Genomic DNA, 18,518 nt, shown 5'->3' with positions numbered 1-18,518 from the left:
CGGCGTTAACAACCCACGCTGGTTCATCAAGGAGCATATCTATGACCATCAATACCGTCGTCTGGGGCGAGAACATCCACGAGCATATCAATGAGACGGTTCGTGCTGTGTATCCCAACGGCATGCACAACACGATTGCCGATGCCTTGAACAAGGACCCGGAGATCAATGCGACGACCGCCACCCTGCAGGAGCCCGAGCACGGGCTTTCGCAGGCGAGATTGGACGAGACCGATGTGCTGGTCTGGTGGGGCCACAAGGACCATGGCGCCGTTCAGGACGAAATTGTCGAGCGCGTCGCCAAGCGCGTCTGGGAAGGCATGGGTCTCATCGTTCTCCACTCCGGTCACTTCTCCAAGCCGTTCAAGCGGCTGATGGGCACGCCCTGCGCCTTGAAGTGGCGCGAAGCCGGCGAGCGTGAACGCATCTGGACCATTAATCCCCGTCACCCAATCGCCGCCGGCCTGCCGGAGCATTTTGAACTGGAAAACGAGGAAATGTACGGGGAGCAGTTCTCCGTGCCAGAACCCCTTGAAACCGTATTTATTTCCTGGTTCCAGGGCGGCGAGGTTTTCCGCTCCGGTCTCACATGGCGCCGCGGTGCGGGCAACATCTTTTATTTCCGTCCGGGACATGAAACATATCCCACCTACCACGACGCCAATATTCAGACGGTCATCAGCAACTCGGTCAAATGGGCCTACAATCCGGCAGGCGCGCTGAAGAGCATCCACGATGCCCCGAACGTGCCGGTCGACAAGGCGCTTGAGCCTATCGAAGAGCGCGGCCCCAAACTGCACCAGGCTGGTGAAGCAGGTTACAGGTAATCCATCATGAAGCTTCTTATTCTCGGTACCGGTGGCATGGCGAACACGCACGCCACCCATTTCTCTCAGATTTCCGGTGTGGAAACCGTTGCAGCAGTGGATGTGGACGAGGTAATCGTCCGCGCCTTTGCCGCACGCCACAACATTCCGCTGACCTTCACCTCGCTGGATGATGCCCTTGCCTGGGGCGAGTTCGATGCGGTGGCGAACGTCACGCCTGACGCAATCCACCACCCAACCAGCCTCAAGCTGCTGGCTGCCGGTAAGCACGTCTTCTGCGAAAAACCGCTGGCGGAAACCTATGGCAAGGCTGCCGAAATGGCGGATGCCGCCGAACAGGCCGGTCTCGTTGCCATGGTCAATCTCACCTATCGCAATGTTGCTCCGCTACAGGAAGCGCGCAAGATGGTGCTGGACGGTCGCATCGGCAAGCTTCGCCACCTGGAGGCATCCTATCTCCAGAGCTGGCTGGTGTCGAAAGCCTGGGGCGACTGGATGACGGAGAGCAAATGGCTCTGGCGCCTGTCGACCAAGCACGGCTCAAACGGCGTGCTGGGCGATGTCGGCATCCACATTCTCGACTTTGCGTCCTACGGTGCGGGAAGCGATGTGGAGCGCATCTTCACGCGTCTGAAGACTTTCGACAAATATGAGGGCAACCGGATTGACGTCTATGATCTTGATGCCAATGACAGCTTCACCATGACGGCAGAATTGCAGAACGGCGCCATGGGTGTCATTCATGCCACCCGTTGGGCGACCGGCCACCTCAACGAGCTTCGCCTGCGCCTGCATGGCGACAAGGGCGCGCTTGAGGTCGTCCATACGCCGGAATATTCGACGCTGCGCGGTTGCCTTGGCGAGGATATCGAAAAGGCGGTCTGGCGGGATATCGAGCCGGAACCCGTGCCGACCAACTACGAGAAATTCGCCAAGGCGGTGATGGAGGGTGGGGTCGCCGATCCTGATTTCCGTCACGCGGCCAACCTGCAGAAGATCCTCGACCTCTCGATCATCACCGATCGCGAGCGACGCGAAATCGCCGTCTGAGGTTTCGACAGTCAGCACAGACATTGAAGGCCGGGGAGCCGCCCGCTCCGCGGCCTTCTTGCATTAAGGCTCGCCAACACCCGACAAACGGTATGTTAACAGGTGCTGTTCTAGGGTGATCCAGAGAGTGTCTGTGCTGGAGCGCCGATATACTGAAGCGGCCATCTTTAAAGCTTGGACATCTCTGTCGCGCGGGTCATGGTGATGTTGTCCTCACCAGTTCCTCGTCTGCTTTTATGTGTTTGCGTTATGGGCCGGTGAACTGAGATGGCGATGAATCAGGGCGTGATGGACGGGGCGAGCTATCGCGAACCCACGCATGGACCGGAAAACCTGCTGCGGCTCTTCGCTCTTCTATGGCGTAATATCCTCATCATCCTTTTGAGCGGACTGCTTCTGGCAGCTGCCGCCTTCGGCGTGTCGCTGCTCATCCCCAATTACTATTCTGCTACCACCCAAATCCTGCTTGATCCGGAAGGCTCCAGGATCTTGGAAAGCGATCTGACTGCCCAGCCGCGTGCGGTCGATTCTCACGTGCTGAACCAGCAATATCTGCTGACGTCGAATGAGCTTCTGACCCGCGTCGTCGAAAAAGAAAATCTGCAGAACGATCCAGACTTCGGCGCCTACAATTCCGAATATACCGACAGCAAAAGCCGCACACAGCTTGCGGTCGATAGACTGCGCAAGGCCGAGTCTGTTGCGATCGTCGGCAAGAGCTTCATCGTCAATGTCACTGTGAGATCCAGCAGCCCGGAGCAGGCGGCAAAGCTCGCCAATACGATTGCCGACACCTACTTGGAACTCCGTTCGGAGATGAATGCCGACACGCTGAAGCGCACGGGTGGCGGCCTGTCCGCACAGTTGGAGCAACTGCGCAAGGCCGTGGAAGATGGCGACCGTGCCGTTCAGACCTACAGGGCAACCCACAACCTTGCCAACGTCGCCGGGCGTCCCGATATCGAGCAGCAGATTTCCGACACCAATGCGGAGATTGCGCGTCTATCCGGCACGATTGCAGAGAACGAGGCGCTGGTTTCCGAACTGAGGCAGGCGCGTAACGACCGGCAATATCTGCGATCGATCCCCGATTCCTCACTGACTCCATCGATCATTTCGCTCAGGGCCCGGTACCAGCAAAGCCAGGAGGAACAGGCCGTTCTCGCAACCTCGCTCGGCGCGCAGCATCCAGCGCTTCAGGCCGCAAGAGCGAGAACGCAGTCGCTTGCCACCATTCTCGACGACCAGCTTCGCAATTTCTCCACCACGACATCGCGCAATCTCGACCGGCTGAAAAACCAGTTGGCGCTTCTTCAGGCCAATCTTGACCGGCTGACGCGCAATCAAAACGGCGAAGAAAGCACGATGGTGCAACTGCGCGAGCTTCAGCGCAAGCTCGACAGCGATCGTGCCGTCTACGAATCCTTCCTGCTGCGGACGCGCCAGCTTACCGAGCAGCAGGGAACGCCGACGGAAAATTCGCGGATCATTTCCGTTGCCGAGGCGCCGTTGAAAAAGGCTGGACCACCGAGAGCCTTGCTCGCCACCGGTGCCGGACTCTTCGGCATGATCCTGGCAGCCGGTATTCTGGTGCTGCGCGACCAGTTCGGTGGACGAAGCTCGGCGGTCGCTGCTGCTACCCCCTCCCTTGTCAATCGCTTCAAGAGGGCGAAGCCGGAAAAGCCTGCAGTCACGCCGCCTGAAGAAAAGCTTCAGACTGTTCCATCAACACCGGTTTCGACGGTTGCACCTGTTGCTTCTCCAGAGCCTGTCCCCAAACCCGTGACTCTTGCGTCAGGCATCATACCTGCCAAGCGCAGCCGCGCGCTTCTGGCCAATGAGAAAGATGACTATGCGGGGCTTGTGAAGGAACTGTGCTCTTCGGTTCCTTTGGCACAAGGATATGCGGTGCTCGTGGCTGCCGTCGGCCCGCAAAATCGCGCCTCGCATACGGCATTCAACCTGGCACATGCTGCCGCGCGCCTGGGACGGCGCGTGCTGTTGGCGGACGGCGCAAGCCGTGATCCGGCATTGACGCGCATGTTGCTGGATGCATCCTCCGCCGCCGCAGACAACGCTGTCACAGATCGTGATGAGCGTGGGGGAATTGTCGATTTCGAAGACACGGCGCTGATGAAATTCCTGCCCGCTGGTGCTGATCTCCAGGCTCATCTGTCGGGCAAAATGGTAAGCGAGGAAAACGAGGCCTTCGATCTTATCGTTGTCGATGGCGGGATTGCCAGTGCGCATCCCATCTCCGCACCGATTGCCAAGATGGTCGACGAGGTCGTTCTCATGCAAAATGAGGACGATGCCGGAAGTACTGTTCTCTCGCTCGTAGCTCTCGAAGAAAGTGGGCTCAAGCAGGCACGGGTGGTTCGCCAAGACCGTACCGGCCTGCATTATTGAGGCCCGGTCTTGGCAGACAGTAGGCATCTCGCCATGAAGCGCATCCCATTCTGGCAGAAGGGCCTTGGAGCCACAGGCCTCAGCATTCTCTTCAATACCGGACTTCGCGGATCGACGCTCGTTCTGCGCTTCGCGCTTTCCTTCTATATCGTTAAGTTCATGGGGCTGGAGGCGGCGGGCATCTATGGCCTTGCCCTTGGCGTCGTCACAACCGCGCCGGCAATCCTTGGATGGGGACTCAACTACTTCATCGCCCGCGATGTCAGCGGTAAATCGAACGGCGTGACCGGCGCCTATATGAAGACGCGGCTTGCGGTAACGATTGCGTCCCTGTCCCTCATGACGCTGCTGGCCGTCGTTACGGCGTTCACGCTCGGTTATCCGATCAAACCTCTATATGTCGTCATCCTGATCATCGTCTGGCTGGAGACGATCGCCTGCGACATCCACATGCCCTTGATCTCCAAGGAGATGGCAAGCGCGGCCAATATCCTTTTCTTCCTGCGAACGACGTCCTGGGTCTTGCCCGTGATTGCTCTGGGCCTCGCCTTCCCAGCATTTCGCAACGTTGAAACAGTGTTCGTCGGCTGGTCGCTTGGGTATATCGGCATGTTTATCGGCCTGTTTTACGCCCTGCGCCATTGGCCACTTGCGCGCATCGCCAAAGCGCCGGTGCGCTATGACTGGATCAAGAGCCGCATGCGCCGCTCCTGGATGATTCACATCAGCGAGATTTGCAACGTCGGGCTTGTCTATGCCGACCGCTATATCATTTCACTGTTGCTGACGCTGTCATTGACGGGGGTCTACACCTTCTACTGGTCGCTGGCGAATGCATTGCAGACGCTGATCTCGACGGCTGTCCTGCAAATCGCCATCCCAAAATTATTCAAGGCTTACAACGACGGCTCGGCTGCGGAATGGCGACGGATGATGGTCCGGCAATTTACCAAGACGGCCGTGGCCGGCCTCATTCTCGGCGTGGCGATTTTCGTTGCGGGAAGTGTGGTGGTGGAGGTCATGAACATGCCTGCGCTTATTGAGCACGAGGGCGTTTTTGCGCTGCTGCTGGTTACGGCTGCGGTCCGCGCCTGCACCGATCTCATGGGTTTTGGCATGAGCAGCCTCAGAAAGGACGGCCATTACGCCGTCGTCAATCTTTCCAGCGTTATTATCTCGATCGGCATGAGTTTTCTTCTCATCAGCACCTTGGGCTTCATGGGAGCGGGGCTCGCAGCGCTTGTGACGGCTCTGATTACAGCGAGCGTTTCGGCGCTCATGCTGTGGCGCGCTTCAAGAAATATTTAAAGCAATTGATGCCTGCTGGGGGCAGGCTAAAGGGGATGGGCATGGCAGTCGGTCAACCGCAGAAAACCGTGTTGGGGAAGCTTCTAAAGGCGCTCTATCACGCCACCATACACAGCCTGCCGATCAAACAGGCGACCCAACTTCAGTATTACCGCTATCACCGGCTTTGGCCCAACATCAATAACCCCAAGACACTCAATGAACACCTGGTTGCGCGCAAGATCGCGTGGCGTGAACCAGCGGACGATCCGCGATTGATCATGCTGAGCGACAAGATCGCTGTCAAAGCGCATGTCGCCAAGGTGCTTGGCAAGGAATGGGTGACACCGACGCTTTGGCGGGGCAAGAACCTCGACGATTGCCCGCCCTTGCCGTTTCCCTATGTGATCAAGGTCAATCACGGTTCGGATCGGAACATCTTCGTCTATGGGCCTGACGATCTCGTCGGTGCCAAGGAGAAGTGCGACCTATGGCTACAGGGACGTACCGCCTGGCGTCTTGCGGAAGAATGGTACAACCATATCGAACCGGAACTCTTCATCGAGCCCTTTATTGGCGAGAATGGCGAGGCGCCGGTGGACTACAAGCTGTTCTGCTTCGAGGACGATATTCCCTGCATCCAGATCGATACGGCCCGCTTCAGCGATCACCGCCGCTGCTTTTATGACGAGCATTGGAACAAGCTATCCTTCGGTCATTACTACCCGATGGAAGACAAGGAATTGCCGCGTCCGCCGCACCTCGATGCCATTCTCGCCGCGGCCCGCACCCTGGCGCAGGGCTTCGAATTCGTCCGCATCGATTTCTACGACAAGCCGTCGGGACCGGTTTTCGGGGAAATGACTTTCTCTCCGACGTCGGGATTTGGCGCCTTCCGTCCACCATCGACGGATGCCTGGCTGGGCACCTTCTGGCGCGATAATCCCAAAGGGCGGTTTCGCACATCGGCAGAGGGGTGATCAGCCTGCCGAAGGGAGGTCGTTGGTATCCGTGCGATCTGGGACAGTGAGAAGCCACGACAGGATGATGCCGCCCAGGAGCCACGCCGACACAACATAGACGTAGTAGAAGCTCGGGGTGAAGACCGCGTTGAACAGGAACAGGAACGCGATGTAACCGCAGGCCACGCGTCGCACGCCTAGGCCATTGCGTGGCAGGTCCGTGTGGACCCAAAGATGCAGCTTGCCGAAGTAGAAGCCGAAAAGCGTTGCGGCAAAGATGATGCCGGGGATGCCGAAATTGAGATAGGCCTCGCCGAAGAGGGTGGGTCGCAGGCCAGCATGGAATTCGGGATCGAGCCCTGCGAGCGTCGTGGTGATGACGCCGGTGCGGTAGTCGTTTCGAAACTCGCTGATGAAGGCGGGGATCAGTGCGGTGTAGCCCGCCAGATAGGTCATGCCGTGGTAGAACTGGCCCTTGAAGCCGCTCAAGATCCACGCGTAGTCGCGAAAATCCGAGAAGTTGTTGCCGTAGAAGATCTGGGCGCTCAGGCTGTCGATCAAGTCGGGTGCTGCCTGGCCATCTGCAGACGAGCGCAATATGCCGAGGCCTACGGCGACGAGGATAAACGCGAAGGCGGAAGCACCGAAGACGAGGAGGTTGCGGTATCGGTAGGCAATGATGATGCAAATGACGAAGGCGAAGAGCGCTTCGATACTGGCGCCGCGCGTACCGATCATCAAGCCAAGCACGCTGCAGAAGAGGCCCATGGCAATGAATTTCCGGCCCCCGGCAAAACCATAGACCAGCAGGCTGATCGCGGTGGTCGGAAGAATGACAGCGTAGAGATTGATGACCGGGCGGATCGAGGGGTTTTCGAAAGCGAATTCGCGACCCTCGAAGGGCCTCACTCCGAGAGCGAACAGCCCCGCCGTTGCCAGGAGAATGATGAGGAAGGACAGCCAAGCGCCGGTCCGCGTCTGCCAGAAAGAGTAACCGCTTTCAATGAAGTCGAAGAGGTAGCTTCGGCCTGAGCTGAATGTTGCAAGGCCCATGCCGACAATGAGAAAGACGACGCCAAGCACCGAGAGAAAGAAGGCCTGGTCGAGGTGCTGCCGGATAGCAAAGATTGCACCACCAACCGCCTCCATATTCTTCTCCGAGCCGGCGAAGATGGGCATGATGAGGACTGGCAGGACGGTGTAACGAAGCCAGAAATAGGAGGAGAGTGTCAGCACACCCCATCGCAAGAAGGAGCTGATGTAATAGAGGACGAAGATCAACCAGCCGAGAATGAGGATGAGCCAAGCGAGATTGGACATTTCCAAGCCTTGTTCACGTGCCGGGCTGCAAAATCGGCCAGCTGAACCCGCGTCGGTTCAGGCTACGTTTCGTTGCCATCACCATGCCCAAAATCTCTTAAGATATTGTTGACCATGTTTGTTGGTTGGACGTCCACAGCCAATCATGATCGGATTTCCGATCTCTGCCGATTTTGTGCTACTGATTTCTTCTGGGCGCTCGGGGCATTTCTGGCTTGACGAGCCCTCTTTCTGAGAGATCGTTAGGATGACATCTCACATTCAAATTTTGCGCGAAAAGCTTGGCCAAGGCTTATTGCTCTGCCCGTCGGTCGCAGCGGTGATTCACGATTCGAACGGTCGGTTGTTGCTGCAGGAGAAGTCGTCTGGAGAGGGGTGGAGCTTGCCAGCAGGGGCTATTGAGCCCGGCGAAACTCCGCGGGAAGCCATCGTTAGAGAGGTATTCGAGGAAACGGGCCTGTCGATAGCTGTCGAAGAGATCGTCGACGTTTTTGGCGGAAAGCATTTCCGCTACACTTATCCAAACGGCGATGAGGTTGAATACGTTGTGACGCTGTTCAAGTGCAAGGTTACGGCTCCACAGGCGCCGATCCCTGACACTGAGACGAGATCGATACGTTATTTCCACTCGGGAGCGTTGCCGACGTTGGCGCTGCCATATCCAAAGTCATCGCTGTTTGGACGTGATCAAGAGGAAAGCTAAGCTCTGGCGAAGTGCAGTTTACCTGTAGCCCTTGTCGAAGAAACTACACGGCGGAGCCAGTGGCAGCCGTCATTAGGATTTTCTCGAGCTTGTCATAATATCCTGACTGCTCCGCCGTGCCATCAAATGAGGTGATCCCTGGAAACCGCTCGTCGCGTCTCTGCCACCAACGCTCCGGGCCGATCGAGACTGCTTTCGCCAGCAGTCCGGCAAGCGCTCGCGGCTGCTCCGGATCGTAGCACCAGCCGGTTTTTCCTGCTTCGATGATTTCCGGCGTTCCGCCTCTCGTGCTGCCAATGACGGGAACACCATAGACGCCAGCCTCAACGAGGATACGGCTTTGCGGCTCGTGCCAAAGCGAGGGAACGACGACAGCATCGGCGATGCGATAGATTTCCTGAGGTGTGACGAAACCGCGAAACTCGACATTGGCCACTGAGCCAAGACGTTTGATACGGTCTTCCTCACCCGGGCGACCGCGTCCCGCGAGGACCAGACGGGCATTGCTCCCTGCAGGCAAAGCCTTGAAGGCCTTGATCAAGTCGGGAACGCCCTTTTCTTTTGCCAGCGCACCGAGGTAACCGAAGGTAAACACGCGCTCCACCGGTGTTGTGCGTCCAATGGCGCTTGTGTCGAAGGATTGCAGCGGCGTGTTCTTGTTGTGCATGACATGCCAGTCAGCTTCAACCAAAACACCGTTTTCGATGAAACGCTGCTTCACGAAGTTGCTGACGGCAATGACCGTCATGCCGTTTCCGCGTAGTCTCAAGCGACGATTGATCAGGCTGCAGTCGAAGCAAGGCGTTATGCAATTGTCCTCCCTGCGGAACATGCTGGTCTTGGGACAGAGCAAGGCGTAGTCTCGGAGATGCAGACAGATCGGTATCCCTGCGTCCTCGGCTGCCTGAAAAATCGCAGGCTGCATATAGGAGGAGTTTTGCGCGTAGATGAGATTGAAATTCTCGCGCCTGAAAAATTCTGCAAGTCCTTCCACGCAAAGCGCGCCAAAGGCCGTGCGCAGATGCCATGCGGCACGACGAGCAAAGTTGACCGAGGGCTTGAGGTGGCCGGGCAGGTAGCTGTTCTTCCAGGGCAGGCGAACCACGCGTACATTGCCGGCAAGCCGAGTTTCCCCTGGCGGCACCAGAGGATCTCCGACTTTTCCCAGCGCCAGTACGGTCACATCATGCGTCTTGGCGAGCTCGATCGCTCCCGCGCGTGCCGATATCTCAGCGCCTCCCTCTGCCTGGGGAGCAAAAGTCTGCGAGACGATGCAGATTTTCACGCGTCTTCCCCTCGTTGATCGGGAGTGGTTCGTTACAATTGTTCCTAAATCGCAAACAACTCTTTAAATATGTTGAATAAACCTTCCTTGAGAAAGCATGTCTAAAGTCATTGCATCAATCAAGAGCTCTTCACTTCGAAGTCGTGAGGAAGGGCGCAGTTGAGCAAATCGGTGGCGAGCGCATGAATTCTGTTTTACAAAATCGCTGGGCAACAAAAACAACAATGCCGCGTATACCCACGTCAATGGGTGGCCCAAGGGAAGAGACAATGAGGGTTCTGCACGTTTTTGAAACACTGCCGGGTGGGCCTGCGACATATCTCAGTGAGGTGGCGCCCCATCAGGTGGCAAAATACGGCGCGGCGAATATCAGGGTGATCGTCCCAGACCGACACTTGTCTCATGTGCAAAATATTCCATTGTCCTGTATCGCCACGTTCCGAAGGAATGGCCGGTACAAATCCCTTGCGGCGCTGGCACGTGCGGTTACGGAAGAAGTGCAATCGTTTCGTCCGGACGTCGTGCATGCCCATTCGACCTTTGCAGGTCTGGCGGTGCGCTTAGTCGGCGCGCTCAATCGAAATTTCCCCCCCGTCGTCTACTGTCCGCATGGATGGTCTTTCGACATGGAGACGCTTGGCCCTCTGCGTCCCGTCGCAAAGCTAGGTGAGCGTCTGCTTGCGCCCTTGTGCCAGAAGATCGTCGCCATCTCACAGCACGAATATGACAGAGGGATCGAAGCCGGTATTTCTCCTGACCGGATGGTCGTGATCGAAAACGGCCTGTCGAGCAATCGGCCCGTCGCGGTTCCGGTCGAATGGAGCGATCCACGTCTCAAGGTGCTGTTTGTTGGACGCCTCGACCGGCAAAAGGGTGTCGATGTGCTTTTGAAAGCCGTCCAGTCGCTCGGTAGCCAGGTCGCAGTCAAAGTCATCGGGGCTCATGTCACGACGAAGGAAGAGCAAAACAAGCCCATCTCTGTTCCGGACAATGTCGAGCTTTTGGGATGGAAATCGCCCGAGGAGATTGCAGGCTACATGAATGCTTGTGACGTGGTGGTCATGCCGTCGCGTTGGGAGGGTTTTGGCCTCGTTGCGGTGGAAGCAATGCGTGCCAGGAAGCCGGTGATTGCTTCTGCAGTTGGTGGCCTTCGCTCGATCGTACGCCATGGGCAGACGGGCTTTCTGGTTCCCGCCGGCGATAGTGACGCTCTGGCGCAAACGATCGTGGCGCGCGATAGAGCGGGTTGGCGCGAGATGGGCCTTGCGGGATACATGCGTTTTCTGTCACGTTATCAGAGCGACAGGATGAACGGCGATATTGTCGATCTCTATGACCAGATAACGGGCAAGCAAACCGCCGAGGTTCGTGTGCTGGCATGACCATTTTCATCAATGGGCGCTTCCTCACTCAAACGACGAGTGGGGTTCAGCGTTTTGCCCGGGAGGTCGTCATTGCTCTCGACAAACGGCTGGCCGAAAATCCCACCGCGGACGAGTGGGTGCTGCTGACGCCGGAGGGAGCCACGGAAAGGATGCCTCTGCGTGCGATCACACAGCGGGCTGTGGGCCGGTCTTCCGGGCATGTCTGGGAACAGACGAACCTCTACAAAGCCGCACGGCACGGCCGGCTCATCAACCTTGGAAATAGCGGCCCCATCCTTCATTCGCGCGCGGTCACAGTCGTTCACGACGCGATGATTTTCCGCACGCCGGAGAATTTTTCGCGCAAGTACCGGCTGGTTCACGGGTTGTTGGGCCGTCTTCTCGCGCACCGCGGAAAAATCGCCACCGTATCGGAGTTTTCAAAGCGAGAGCTCGAAAGTGCTTTCGGCACCAAGGATGTCACTGTTGTTTCTAACAGCTGCGAGCACATGGCTGCGGTTGTCAGGGATGAGACCATCGTGTCGCGATTGGGGCTCGCGGATGAACCCTATCTCCTGTTCGTCGGCTCGCGTACGCCGAACAAGAATATAAGGCGCGCCATGGACGCTATCCGGATGATGGGTTCAGCAGCGCCCAAGTTCGTCATCGCAGGCGCGCCCGCATCCAGCGTTTTTCAATCCTATGAGACGTCCGATCCGGAGGCAAATTCTGTCACCGATAAGATCGTCTTCACAGGCCGCCTGTCCGATGAGGAAATTGCTGGACTTTATGCCGGAGCGACGGCGCTTCTTTTTCCCAGCCTCTATGAGGGGTTCGGCATTCCGCCGCTGGAGGCCATGTTGCTGGGTTGCCCTGTACTGGCATCGGATATTCCGCCGACCCGGGAGGTCTGCGGCGATGCGGCACTGTTCTTCGATCCCCTTCGACCGGACGACATGGCTCGCGCGATCAAGGAGATTTTGCACAACCCAGAACATCGTGCAAAGATGATAGAGCGTGGATATCTGCGCGCTCAAGAATTTTCTTGGGACAGGAGCGCAGGTCGCCTTCTTGATATTGTCGAGCAGCTTTAAGTAAAATTGAAGATACTTAAATGTAATAGTCGACTGGCAGAGCGCCAGTTGAAAGAAAGTGAATCCAGTCGATGCGGATTTGTATCGTAGCCCAGACATTCGCGCCCCAGGAAGAGGGCGGTGCGGAGATTGTGGCGCGTATGTGCGCTAGGGAGTTGGCGCGCCACCACGAGGTCTTCGTTCTCTCGCTCGGTATGAGTGGCGACAGGTTGGCGCCGACGGGCGAAGCGACGGGTGAAGACGGTATCAGAGTCGTCCGGGTGAATTGGCACAACAGCTACCTCCCTGGACATAAGAAGCCGCTGGTCGGGCGCATCGAGAAAGCGCGCTGGCATCTGAAGGCATCAGTGGGTGCCGTTTCAGCCAAGGAAATCAGGGAGATATTCGCGCGTGAGCAGGTGGACCTCGTCTACGCGCATAACTCGGCACGCATGCAGCCGGCGCTCTTCGAGGCCAGCCGGCAATTGAATATTCCCTTATGTGTGCATCTGCATGACTACGCTCTGCTTTGTCCAAAATCGAGCATGTTCAACGCTGGCGGAAATTGCGACACCCCGTGCCTCAAATGTCGTGTTCTGACGTCGAGACTGAAATCGGATGGCGATGGAATGACCGCGATCGCGGTAAGCGAGGCGCTTAAGCAGACCTATCTTCGGGCAGGCGTTCTCACCAAAGCGGACTGGCACGTGCTGAGGAACGAGAACCTCCGCGAGGATAAGCTTCATCGGCCCTTCGTCGGACGCGATAGCGCTCGTAGTGATATCTTCACTTTTGGCTATCTCGGGGCTCTGTCGGAAGAAAAGGGCATCGAAGATCTCATCCGCGCCTTTGTCGACATGCCGAATCGCCGCTCTGCCAAGCTTATTATTGCGGGTCGAGGCCGCGAAGATTATGTCCGTCACCTGCAGTCCATCGCCAACGGCGCGCCAGTCACCTTCATGGGCTTTACGCCGCCGGAGGAGGTTTACGGAGTGGCGGATGCTGTCATTCTACCTTCTCGCTGGCGCGAGCCTCAAAGCCTCATCCTGATCGAAGCCGCGGCCTATGGTGTGCCGATCATCGCCACCAATCTCGGCGGTACACCCGAGATCGTGGAAGATATGAAAACGGGTTGGTGCTATGATCCAAGTGTGGCCGGATCGCTCGCCGGAGTGATGGAAAAGGCGCTTGGGATCGGTCATGGAAATTGGTGGGCGGAGCGCGATAAACTTTTTCCAGGTATCCGGGGCTTTAAAGGGACGGCTGAAGCATCGCGCTATTACGAACGATTGAATGAACTTCTGGTTGAGGCGCAGAGGCCGGATCATCTACAGCTTCAGGCTCTCTAAAGTAATAACTTTGGAAAATTACAGTATCTTTAGATTTTATTTAGCCGATTGTCCGATTTTTGCTTTTGCTCCATAGGTGCAAGCAGGGGAATTGAACATGAACGCCGGTTTCGCTTCCAGTCAGATGTCTGTGTCTACGCAGCAGACATCTGTCGACCATCCGGTTACATTTGCAAACACGGTCGGTCTTTATAAGCCGGCGGATGTTTCCTTGAGCGGTGAGGGTGCCGACACGGCGGTCCTGTTCGTTAGTTCCTGGGGCTTTGAAGAATTATGCGCACGGAAATTCTGGCGATTGCTTGCTGGCGATCTTGCGACGCGCGGCCTCTCAAGCATGCGCTTCGACTATCCCGGAACGGGTGACGCAATCGATCCAGTCGACTACGACAACGGTCTCGATCTATGGCTCGACAGCATTCGCGCGGCGGCAGCGAAGCTGCGGGAGCTGTCTCAAGTCCGTCAATTGATCCTCATTGGCCATGGTCTTGGCGCGCTGCTGGCCTGGAAGGCTGCGGAAAGCATGGACAATGTGGTTGGTCTTGCGCTTGCCGCGCCCGCTTTGTCCGGGCGTCACTGGCTTCGAGAGTTCGTGGCCTTGAGTCGTGTCGCCAATCCTGATGCCCTGCAGCATAGGGCGCAGGCATCAGGCCCCGCCATGGGCGAACAGGTCTTCCCTGATAGTCTCGCCGCCAGTCTTCGCACCATCGCCATATCGTCTTCCACAAGCGTACCTGCACGCAATATTTTTCTCTTGAAGCAGGAGAACCGTCCGGCCGACGAGCAGTTCGCAACCCATCTCGCTGCGCTCGATACCGAGCTGCGGTCGGTGGTGTTTCCCGACTACAACAACTTTGTACGCGACGTGCTTTTCTCGGTTCCGTCCCTGAAGTCCATCGAGATGCTCTCTGGCTGGGCTGCCGACGTCGCGGCAAAGCAGAGCGGCAAGACTGCAATGCCGCAGCAGGAAGCATTATTGCAAAGTCTCTCTTCGCAACCACTGACGGGCGATGGGTTTCAAGAGCGCCCGGTCCGCTTTGGCGATTACAAACGGCTCTACGGCATCGTCTGCGAACCCCTTGGTCAGCGACAAGGTGCCACCGTCATCGTGTCTCCAACAGGCTATGAACGCATGTCGGGATGGGGGCGTATATCAGCTCAAATGTGCAGAGACCTTGCCCGCCAAGGCATTGCCTCGCTTCGCTTCGATGGAGCAAATGTTGCCGATAGCCCGCCTGCCGAGGGCGCGCCGGAGCAGATTCTCTATCATGCGAGCCAGTTGACCGACGTCATGGCTGCCGTCGATTTTCTCGAAGCGGAAAACCAGCTTCCTGTCGTCGTGACCGGACGTTGCAGCGGCGCGTGGGTCGCCTTCAAGAGCGCCGTAAAAGACCCGCGGATCAAGGGCTGCGTTCCGGTCAACCTCTATGATCTCTATATTCCAGCCGACGTGGACGTGAACCTGTTTCTCCGCTCAACCCGTCAGTCGCTGTCTGGATATGGCTCCAAGTTTATGAGCGGAGCGCTCTGGAAGCGTGTGCTGCGGGGCGAAGTGCGCGTGGTAAGCGGCCTCTCCAATCTGTTCAAGGCGTTGGTGGGGAAGGCGTTTTCCTTTCTCACCCCGCTTTCAGTGAAGTACCCTTATTTTTCCGAACGCGCCCGTTCGCTCTCGCGCGACTTCAGCAAACTGGCCGGAAACGATACAAAGGTCACCTTAATCTACTCCGAGGGAGACGCTGGCTTTGGCATGCTTGAGCGCAACTTCTGCCGGCGCGGGCGTCTTTTGAGAGGTCCATATGGCACGCCTAAGATCGTCGCCATCCCGAAGGCCGATCACAACCTCACCACCGCCGAAGCTCGCGAGGCCTGGACGCTGGAGTTGAAGACACTAGCCTTTCAACTTCAGCCCAAGCATTAAGATCTGATTTTCAAAGTCGGTGAGAAAAGGCGTAAGGCCATCCCTGGCGTAGCCTCAAAAGAAAAGCGCGCCATCTGATTTAAACTCAGATGACGCGCTCATTGTTTTCAACGGTAAGGGTCAAGCCTGCTCGAAAACACCGTGGCAGTGCTTGTACTTCTTGCCGGATCCGCATGGGCAGGCCTCGTTGCGGCCGACTTTGCCCCATGTGGACGGATCGTTTGGATTGCGCTGTTCCGGTGGAACATAGACGTCTCCATTGCCGGCGGAGGCCACGGCAAATTCATCCTCACCGGTGATCGGGTCGAGATGATGCGCCGTCATTTCCGGAAGCTCAGCGGGCGGTGGCGGATCGCGCATCAGTTCGACACGCATCAGCTGGGCGGTGACCGCTTCACGCAGATTTGCGAGCAAGGCCTGGAAGAGTTCGAAGGCTTCCGCCTTGTATTCCTGAAGCGGATCGCGCTGTGCGTAACCGCGGAAGCCAACGACAGAGCGCAGGTGGTCGAGGTTGACGATGTGTTCGCGCCACAGATGGTCGATCGTCTGCAGAATGACGGAGCGCTCGACATAGGTCATTACTTCCGGACCGAAACGCTCGGCCTTGTCTGTCATGACCTTGTCTGCAGCTTCGGTGATACGCTGAAGAATATCGTCTTCGGCAATACCCTCTTCCTTAGCCCAATCGTCGAGCGGCAGGTCGAGGTTGAGAGACTGTTGAACGCCAGCCTTCAGGCCTTCGATATCCCACTGTTCCGCATAGGCGTTTTCAGGGATGTGCTTGCCGACAAGGGCTTCAATCACTTCGTTGCGCATGTCCGCTGCGGTCTCGCCGATATTGTCGGCTTCCATCAGCTCGAGGCGCTGTTCAAAGATGACCTTACGCTGGTCGTTGAGAACGTCGTCGTACTTCAGCAGGTTCTTACGCGTTTCGAAGTTGCGGGCTTCCACCTTCTTCTGCGCGCGTTCGAGGGCCTTGTTGATCCACGGATGGACGATCGCTTCGCCTTCCTTGAGGCCCAGCTTCTGCAGCATCGAGTCCATACGGTCGGATCCGAAGATGCGCATCAGGTCGTCCTGGAGCGACAGATAGAACTTCGAGCGCCCTGGGTCGCCCTGACGACCGGAACGGCCGCGCAGCTGGTTGTCGATACGGCGGCTTTCGTGACGCTCGGTGGCGATGACGTAGAGGCCACCCCCCGCAAGCGCCTTTTCCTTCAGAACCTTGATCTCGTCGCGGATCGCCTGTTCCTTGGCATCACGCTCCGGTCCAGGCTCCATGCCTTCCAATTCGCGCTCAAGGCGCATATCGACGTTGCCGCCAAGCTGGATGTCCGTACCGCGGCCCGCCATGTTGGTGGCGATGGTCACAGCGCCGGGCACGCCTGCCTGCGAGACGATATAGGCTTCCTGCTCATGGTAGCGGGCGTTCAGAACCTGGAAGTTCTCAAAGCCCGTCTGGCGCAGCATGGTGGCGAGCAGTTCGGATTTTTCAATCGAGGTCGTACCGACGAGAACCGGCTGATTGCGCTCATGCGCTGCACGGATCTCTTCGATGATCGCCTTGAACTTCTCTTCGCCGGTCCGGTAGACCTCGTCGTCTTCGTCGATACGCTGGATCGGCAGGTTTGTCGGGACCTCCACGACGTCGAGGCCGTAGATGTTGTTGAACTCTTCCGCTTCCGTCGAGGCCGTACCGGTCATGCCGGCAAGCTTGGTGTACATGCGGAAATAGTTCTGGAAGGTGACGGACGACAGCGTCTGGTTTTCCGGCTGGATCTGCACCTTTTCCTTGGCCTCAAGCGCCTGGTGCTGACCTTCGGAGTAACGGCGACCCGGCATCATGCGGCCGGTGAATTCGTCGATGATGACGATCTCGCCGTTGCGGACGATGTAGTCCTTGTCGCGCTGGAAGAGCTTGTGTGCCTTCAGAGCGTTGTTGATGTGGTGAACGATGGCCACGTTCTCCACGTCATAGAGCGATTCACCCTTGAGAAGGCCTGCGTCGCGCAGAAGATTTTCGAGCTTTTCGGTGCCCTGCTCGGAGAAGTTCGCCGAGCGCTGCTTCTCGTCGATTTCATAATCGTCCGGCGTCAGCATCGGAATGAAGGCGTCGATCGTATTGTAGAGATCAGAGCGATCATCCAGCGGACCTGAAATGATAAGCGGCGTGCGCGCCTCATCGACCAGAATGGAGTCGACTTCGTCGACGATGGCGTAGTTGTGGCCTCGCTGGACCATCTGCGCCTTGTCGTACTTCATGTTGTCGCGAAGATAATCGAAGCCGAGTTCGTTGTTCGTCGCGTAGGTGATGTCGCAGGCATAAGCGTCGCGGCGCTCGTCGTCGTCCAGGCCATGCACGATCACGCCGGTGGTCAGGCCGAGGAAGCCGTAGAGGCGGCCCATGATGCTGGCATCGCGCTTGGCGAGGTAGTCGTTGACCGTCACCACATGCACGCCGTTGCCGGCAAGTGCATTGAGGTAAACGGCAAGTGTCGCCACCAGCGTCTTGCCTTCACCGGTCTTCATTTCGGCGATCGCGCCCTGATGCAGGATCATACCGCCGGTCAACTGAACGTCGAAGGGACGCATGCCGAGAACGCGGCGCGAAGCCTCGCGCGCAACGGCAAAGGCTGGGATCAGCAGGCTGTCGAGCGTCTTGCCTTCGGCCAGCTGCTGGCGAAATTCCACCGTCTTTGCAGCAAGCGCTTCATCCGAAAGCGCCTTCAACTCATCTTCGAGCGCGCCGATGGCTGCAATATTGGTGCGATAGGAACGAACGCGGCGATCGTTTGACGAGCCAAACAATTTGCGGGCGATGCCGCCGAGACTGACCATCCAACTGGCCCTTTCTGAAATTTCGTTTCGTCGGGCGCTTTCAGCGTCATCGGCAATAACGCACAAATGACGAACGACACCCCGAAACGCATCTGGACGCGAGATTGCGTGACAGATAAGAGGGGGGGCAAATGAT

At 57.5% G+C, this 18,518-nt stretch carries 13 protein-coding genes; 10 read left to right on the top strand and 3 right to left on the bottom strand.

From position 1 onward, the window contains the following. Nucleotides 1-41: 41 nt before the first annotated feature. The 5 genes from PVA19_RS05985 to PVA19_RS05965 all read left to right on the top strand — a co-directional run bounded on the left by PVA19_RS05985 (nt 42) and on the right by PVA19_RS05965 (nt 6,553). Nucleotides 42-827: a ThuA domain-containing protein gene (locus PVA19_RS05985; protein ID WP_062423961.1), complete on the top strand. Its 786-nt coding sequence runs from the start codon at nt 42-44 to the stop codon at nt 825-827. A 6-nt stretch (nt 828-833) separates the two neighbouring features. Next, entirely contained in the window at nt 834-1,877 is a 1,044-nt protein-coding gene (locus tag PVA19_RS05980) for a Gfo/Idh/MocA family protein (protein WP_062423962.1), read from the top strand. A 267-nt stretch (nt 1,878-2,144) separates the two neighbouring features. Further along, nucleotides 2,145-4,286, top strand: a complete 2,142-nt coding sequence (locus PVA19_RS05975) for a GumC family protein (protein WP_274101560.1) — start codon at nt 2,145-2,147, stop codon at nt 4,284-4,286. Between the two features lie 33 nt (nt 4,287-4,319). Beyond that, entirely contained in the window at nt 4,320-5,594 is a 1,275-nt protein-coding gene (locus PVA19_RS05970) for a lipopolysaccharide biosynthesis protein (RefSeq protein WP_274101559.1), read from the top strand. A 41-nt stretch (nt 5,595-5,635) separates the two neighbouring features. Continuing rightward, nucleotides 5,636-6,553, top strand: a complete 918-nt coding sequence (locus PVA19_RS05965) for an ATP-grasp fold amidoligase family protein (protein WP_274101558.1) — start codon at nt 5,636-5,638, stop codon at nt 6,551-6,553. On the opposite strand, the gene PVA19_RS05960 is transcribed toward PVA19_RS05965, so the two are convergent. Continuing rightward, complete coding sequence (locus tag PVA19_RS05960; RefSeq protein ID WP_274101556.1) at nt 6,554-7,855, bottom strand: O-antigen polymerase; 1,302 nt, start codon at nt 7,853-7,855, stop codon at nt 6,554-6,556. A gap of 247 nt (nt 7,856-8,102) precedes the next feature. Between PVA19_RS05960 and PVA19_RS05955 the strand changes: the two genes are divergently transcribed. Beyond that, a complete protein-coding gene (locus PVA19_RS05955; protein ID WP_112360402.1) occupies nt 8,103-8,558 on the top strand; it encodes an NUDIX domain-containing protein in 456 nt (151 codons plus the stop codon). A gap of 43 nt (nt 8,559-8,601) precedes the next feature. Here PVA19_RS05955 and PVA19_RS05950 read toward each other — a convergent pair whose 3' ends face one another. Further along, a complete protein-coding gene (locus PVA19_RS05950) occupies nt 8,602-9,843 on the bottom strand; it encodes a glycosyltransferase (protein ID WP_274101554.1) in 1,242 nt (413 codons plus the stop codon). Nucleotides 9,844-10,112: 269 nt separating this feature from the next. On the opposite strand from PVA19_RS05950, the gene PVA19_RS05945 reads away from it, so the two are divergent. From PVA19_RS05945 to PVA19_RS05930, 4 genes are all read left to right on the top strand, one after another. Continuing rightward, nucleotides 10,113-11,225: a glycosyltransferase gene (locus PVA19_RS05945; RefSeq protein ID WP_274101553.1), complete on the top strand. Its 1,113-nt coding sequence runs from the start codon at nt 10,113-10,115 to the stop codon at nt 11,223-11,225. Beyond that, nucleotides 11,222-12,301, top strand: a complete 1,080-nt coding sequence (locus tag PVA19_RS05940) for a glycosyltransferase family 4 protein (RefSeq protein WP_274101552.1) — start codon at nt 11,222-11,224, stop codon at nt 12,299-12,301. Before PVA19_RS05945 ends, PVA19_RS05940 begins: the two co-directional genes overlap by 4 nt. 71 nt (nt 12,302-12,372) lie before the next feature. Beyond that, on the top strand, nt 12,373-13,629 hold the full coding sequence (locus tag PVA19_RS05935) for a glycosyltransferase (protein WP_274101550.1): 1,257 nt from the start codon (nt 12,373-12,375) through the stop codon (nt 13,627-13,629). 97 nt (nt 13,630-13,726) lie between these two features. Further along, nucleotides 13,727-15,544 carry an alpha/beta fold hydrolase gene (locus PVA19_RS05930; protein WP_274101548.1) on the top strand — a complete coding sequence of 606 codons (1,818 nt, stop codon included), beginning with the start codon at nt 13,727-13,729 and terminating at the stop codon, nt 15,542-15,544. Between the two features lie 120 nt (nt 15,545-15,664). Here PVA19_RS05930 and secA read toward each other — a convergent pair whose 3' ends face one another. Further along, the gene (gene secA, locus PVA19_RS05925; protein ID WP_274101546.1) at nt 15,665-18,382 is read right to left on the bottom strand and encodes a preprotein translocase subunit SecA; all 2,718 of its coding nucleotides are present in this window, start codon (nt 18,380-18,382) and stop codon (nt 15,665-15,667) included. Nucleotides 18,383-18,518 lie beyond the last annotated feature (136 nt).

The organism is Agrobacterium sp. CNPSo 3708 (genome assembly GCF_028674915.1).
Lineage (GTDB): Bacteria > Pseudomonadota > Alphaproteobacteria > Rhizobiales > Rhizobiaceae > Agrobacterium > Agrobacterium cavarae.
Note: the sequence above shows the minus strand (reverse complement) of the source record. Positions and strands in the feature narration are given on the sequence as shown.

Bases quoted from the DNA above. Each gene is read 5' to 3' on its own strand.
- PVA19_RS05985 (WP_062423961.1), top strand. From the start codon at position 42: ATGACCATCAATACCGTCGTCTGGGGCGAGAACATCCACGAGCATATC.
- PVA19_RS05980 (WP_062423962.1), top strand. From the start codon at position 834: ATGAAGCTTCTTATTCTCGGTACCGGTGGCATGGCGAACACGCACGCC.
- PVA19_RS05975 (WP_274101560.1), top strand. From the start codon at position 2,145: ATGGCGATGAATCAGGGCGTGATGGACGGGGCGAGCTATCGCGAACCC.
- PVA19_RS05970 (WP_274101559.1), top strand. From the start codon at position 4,320: ATGAAGCGCATCCCATTCTGGCAGAAGGGCCTTGGAGCCACAGGCCTC.
- PVA19_RS05965 (WP_274101558.1), top strand. From the start codon at position 5,636: ATGGCAGTCGGTCAACCGCAGAAAACCGTGTTGGGGAAGCTTCTAAAG.
- PVA19_RS05960 (WP_274101556.1), bottom strand. From the start codon at position 7,855: ATGTCCAATCTCGCTTGGCTCATCCTCATTCTCGGCTGGTTGATCTTC.
- PVA19_RS05955 (WP_112360402.1), top strand. From the start codon at position 8,103: ATGACATCTCACATTCAAATTTTGCGCGAAAAGCTTGGCCAAGGCTTA.
- PVA19_RS05945 (WP_274101553.1), top strand. From the start codon at position 10,113: ATGAGGGTTCTGCACGTTTTTGAAACACTGCCGGGTGGGCCTGCGACA.
- PVA19_RS05940 (WP_274101552.1), top strand. From the start codon at position 11,222: ATGACCATTTTCATCAATGGGCGCTTCCTCACTCAAACGACGAGTGGG.
- PVA19_RS05935 (WP_274101550.1), top strand. From the start codon at position 12,373: ATGCGGATTTGTATCGTAGCCCAGACATTCGCGCCCCAGGAAGAGGGC.
- PVA19_RS05930 (WP_274101548.1), top strand. From the start codon at position 13,727: ATGAACGCCGGTTTCGCTTCCAGTCAGATGTCTGTGTCTACGCAGCAG.
- secA (WP_274101546.1), bottom strand. From the start codon at position 18,382: ATGGTCAGTCTCGGCGGCATCGCCCGCAAATTGTTTGGCTCGTCAAAC.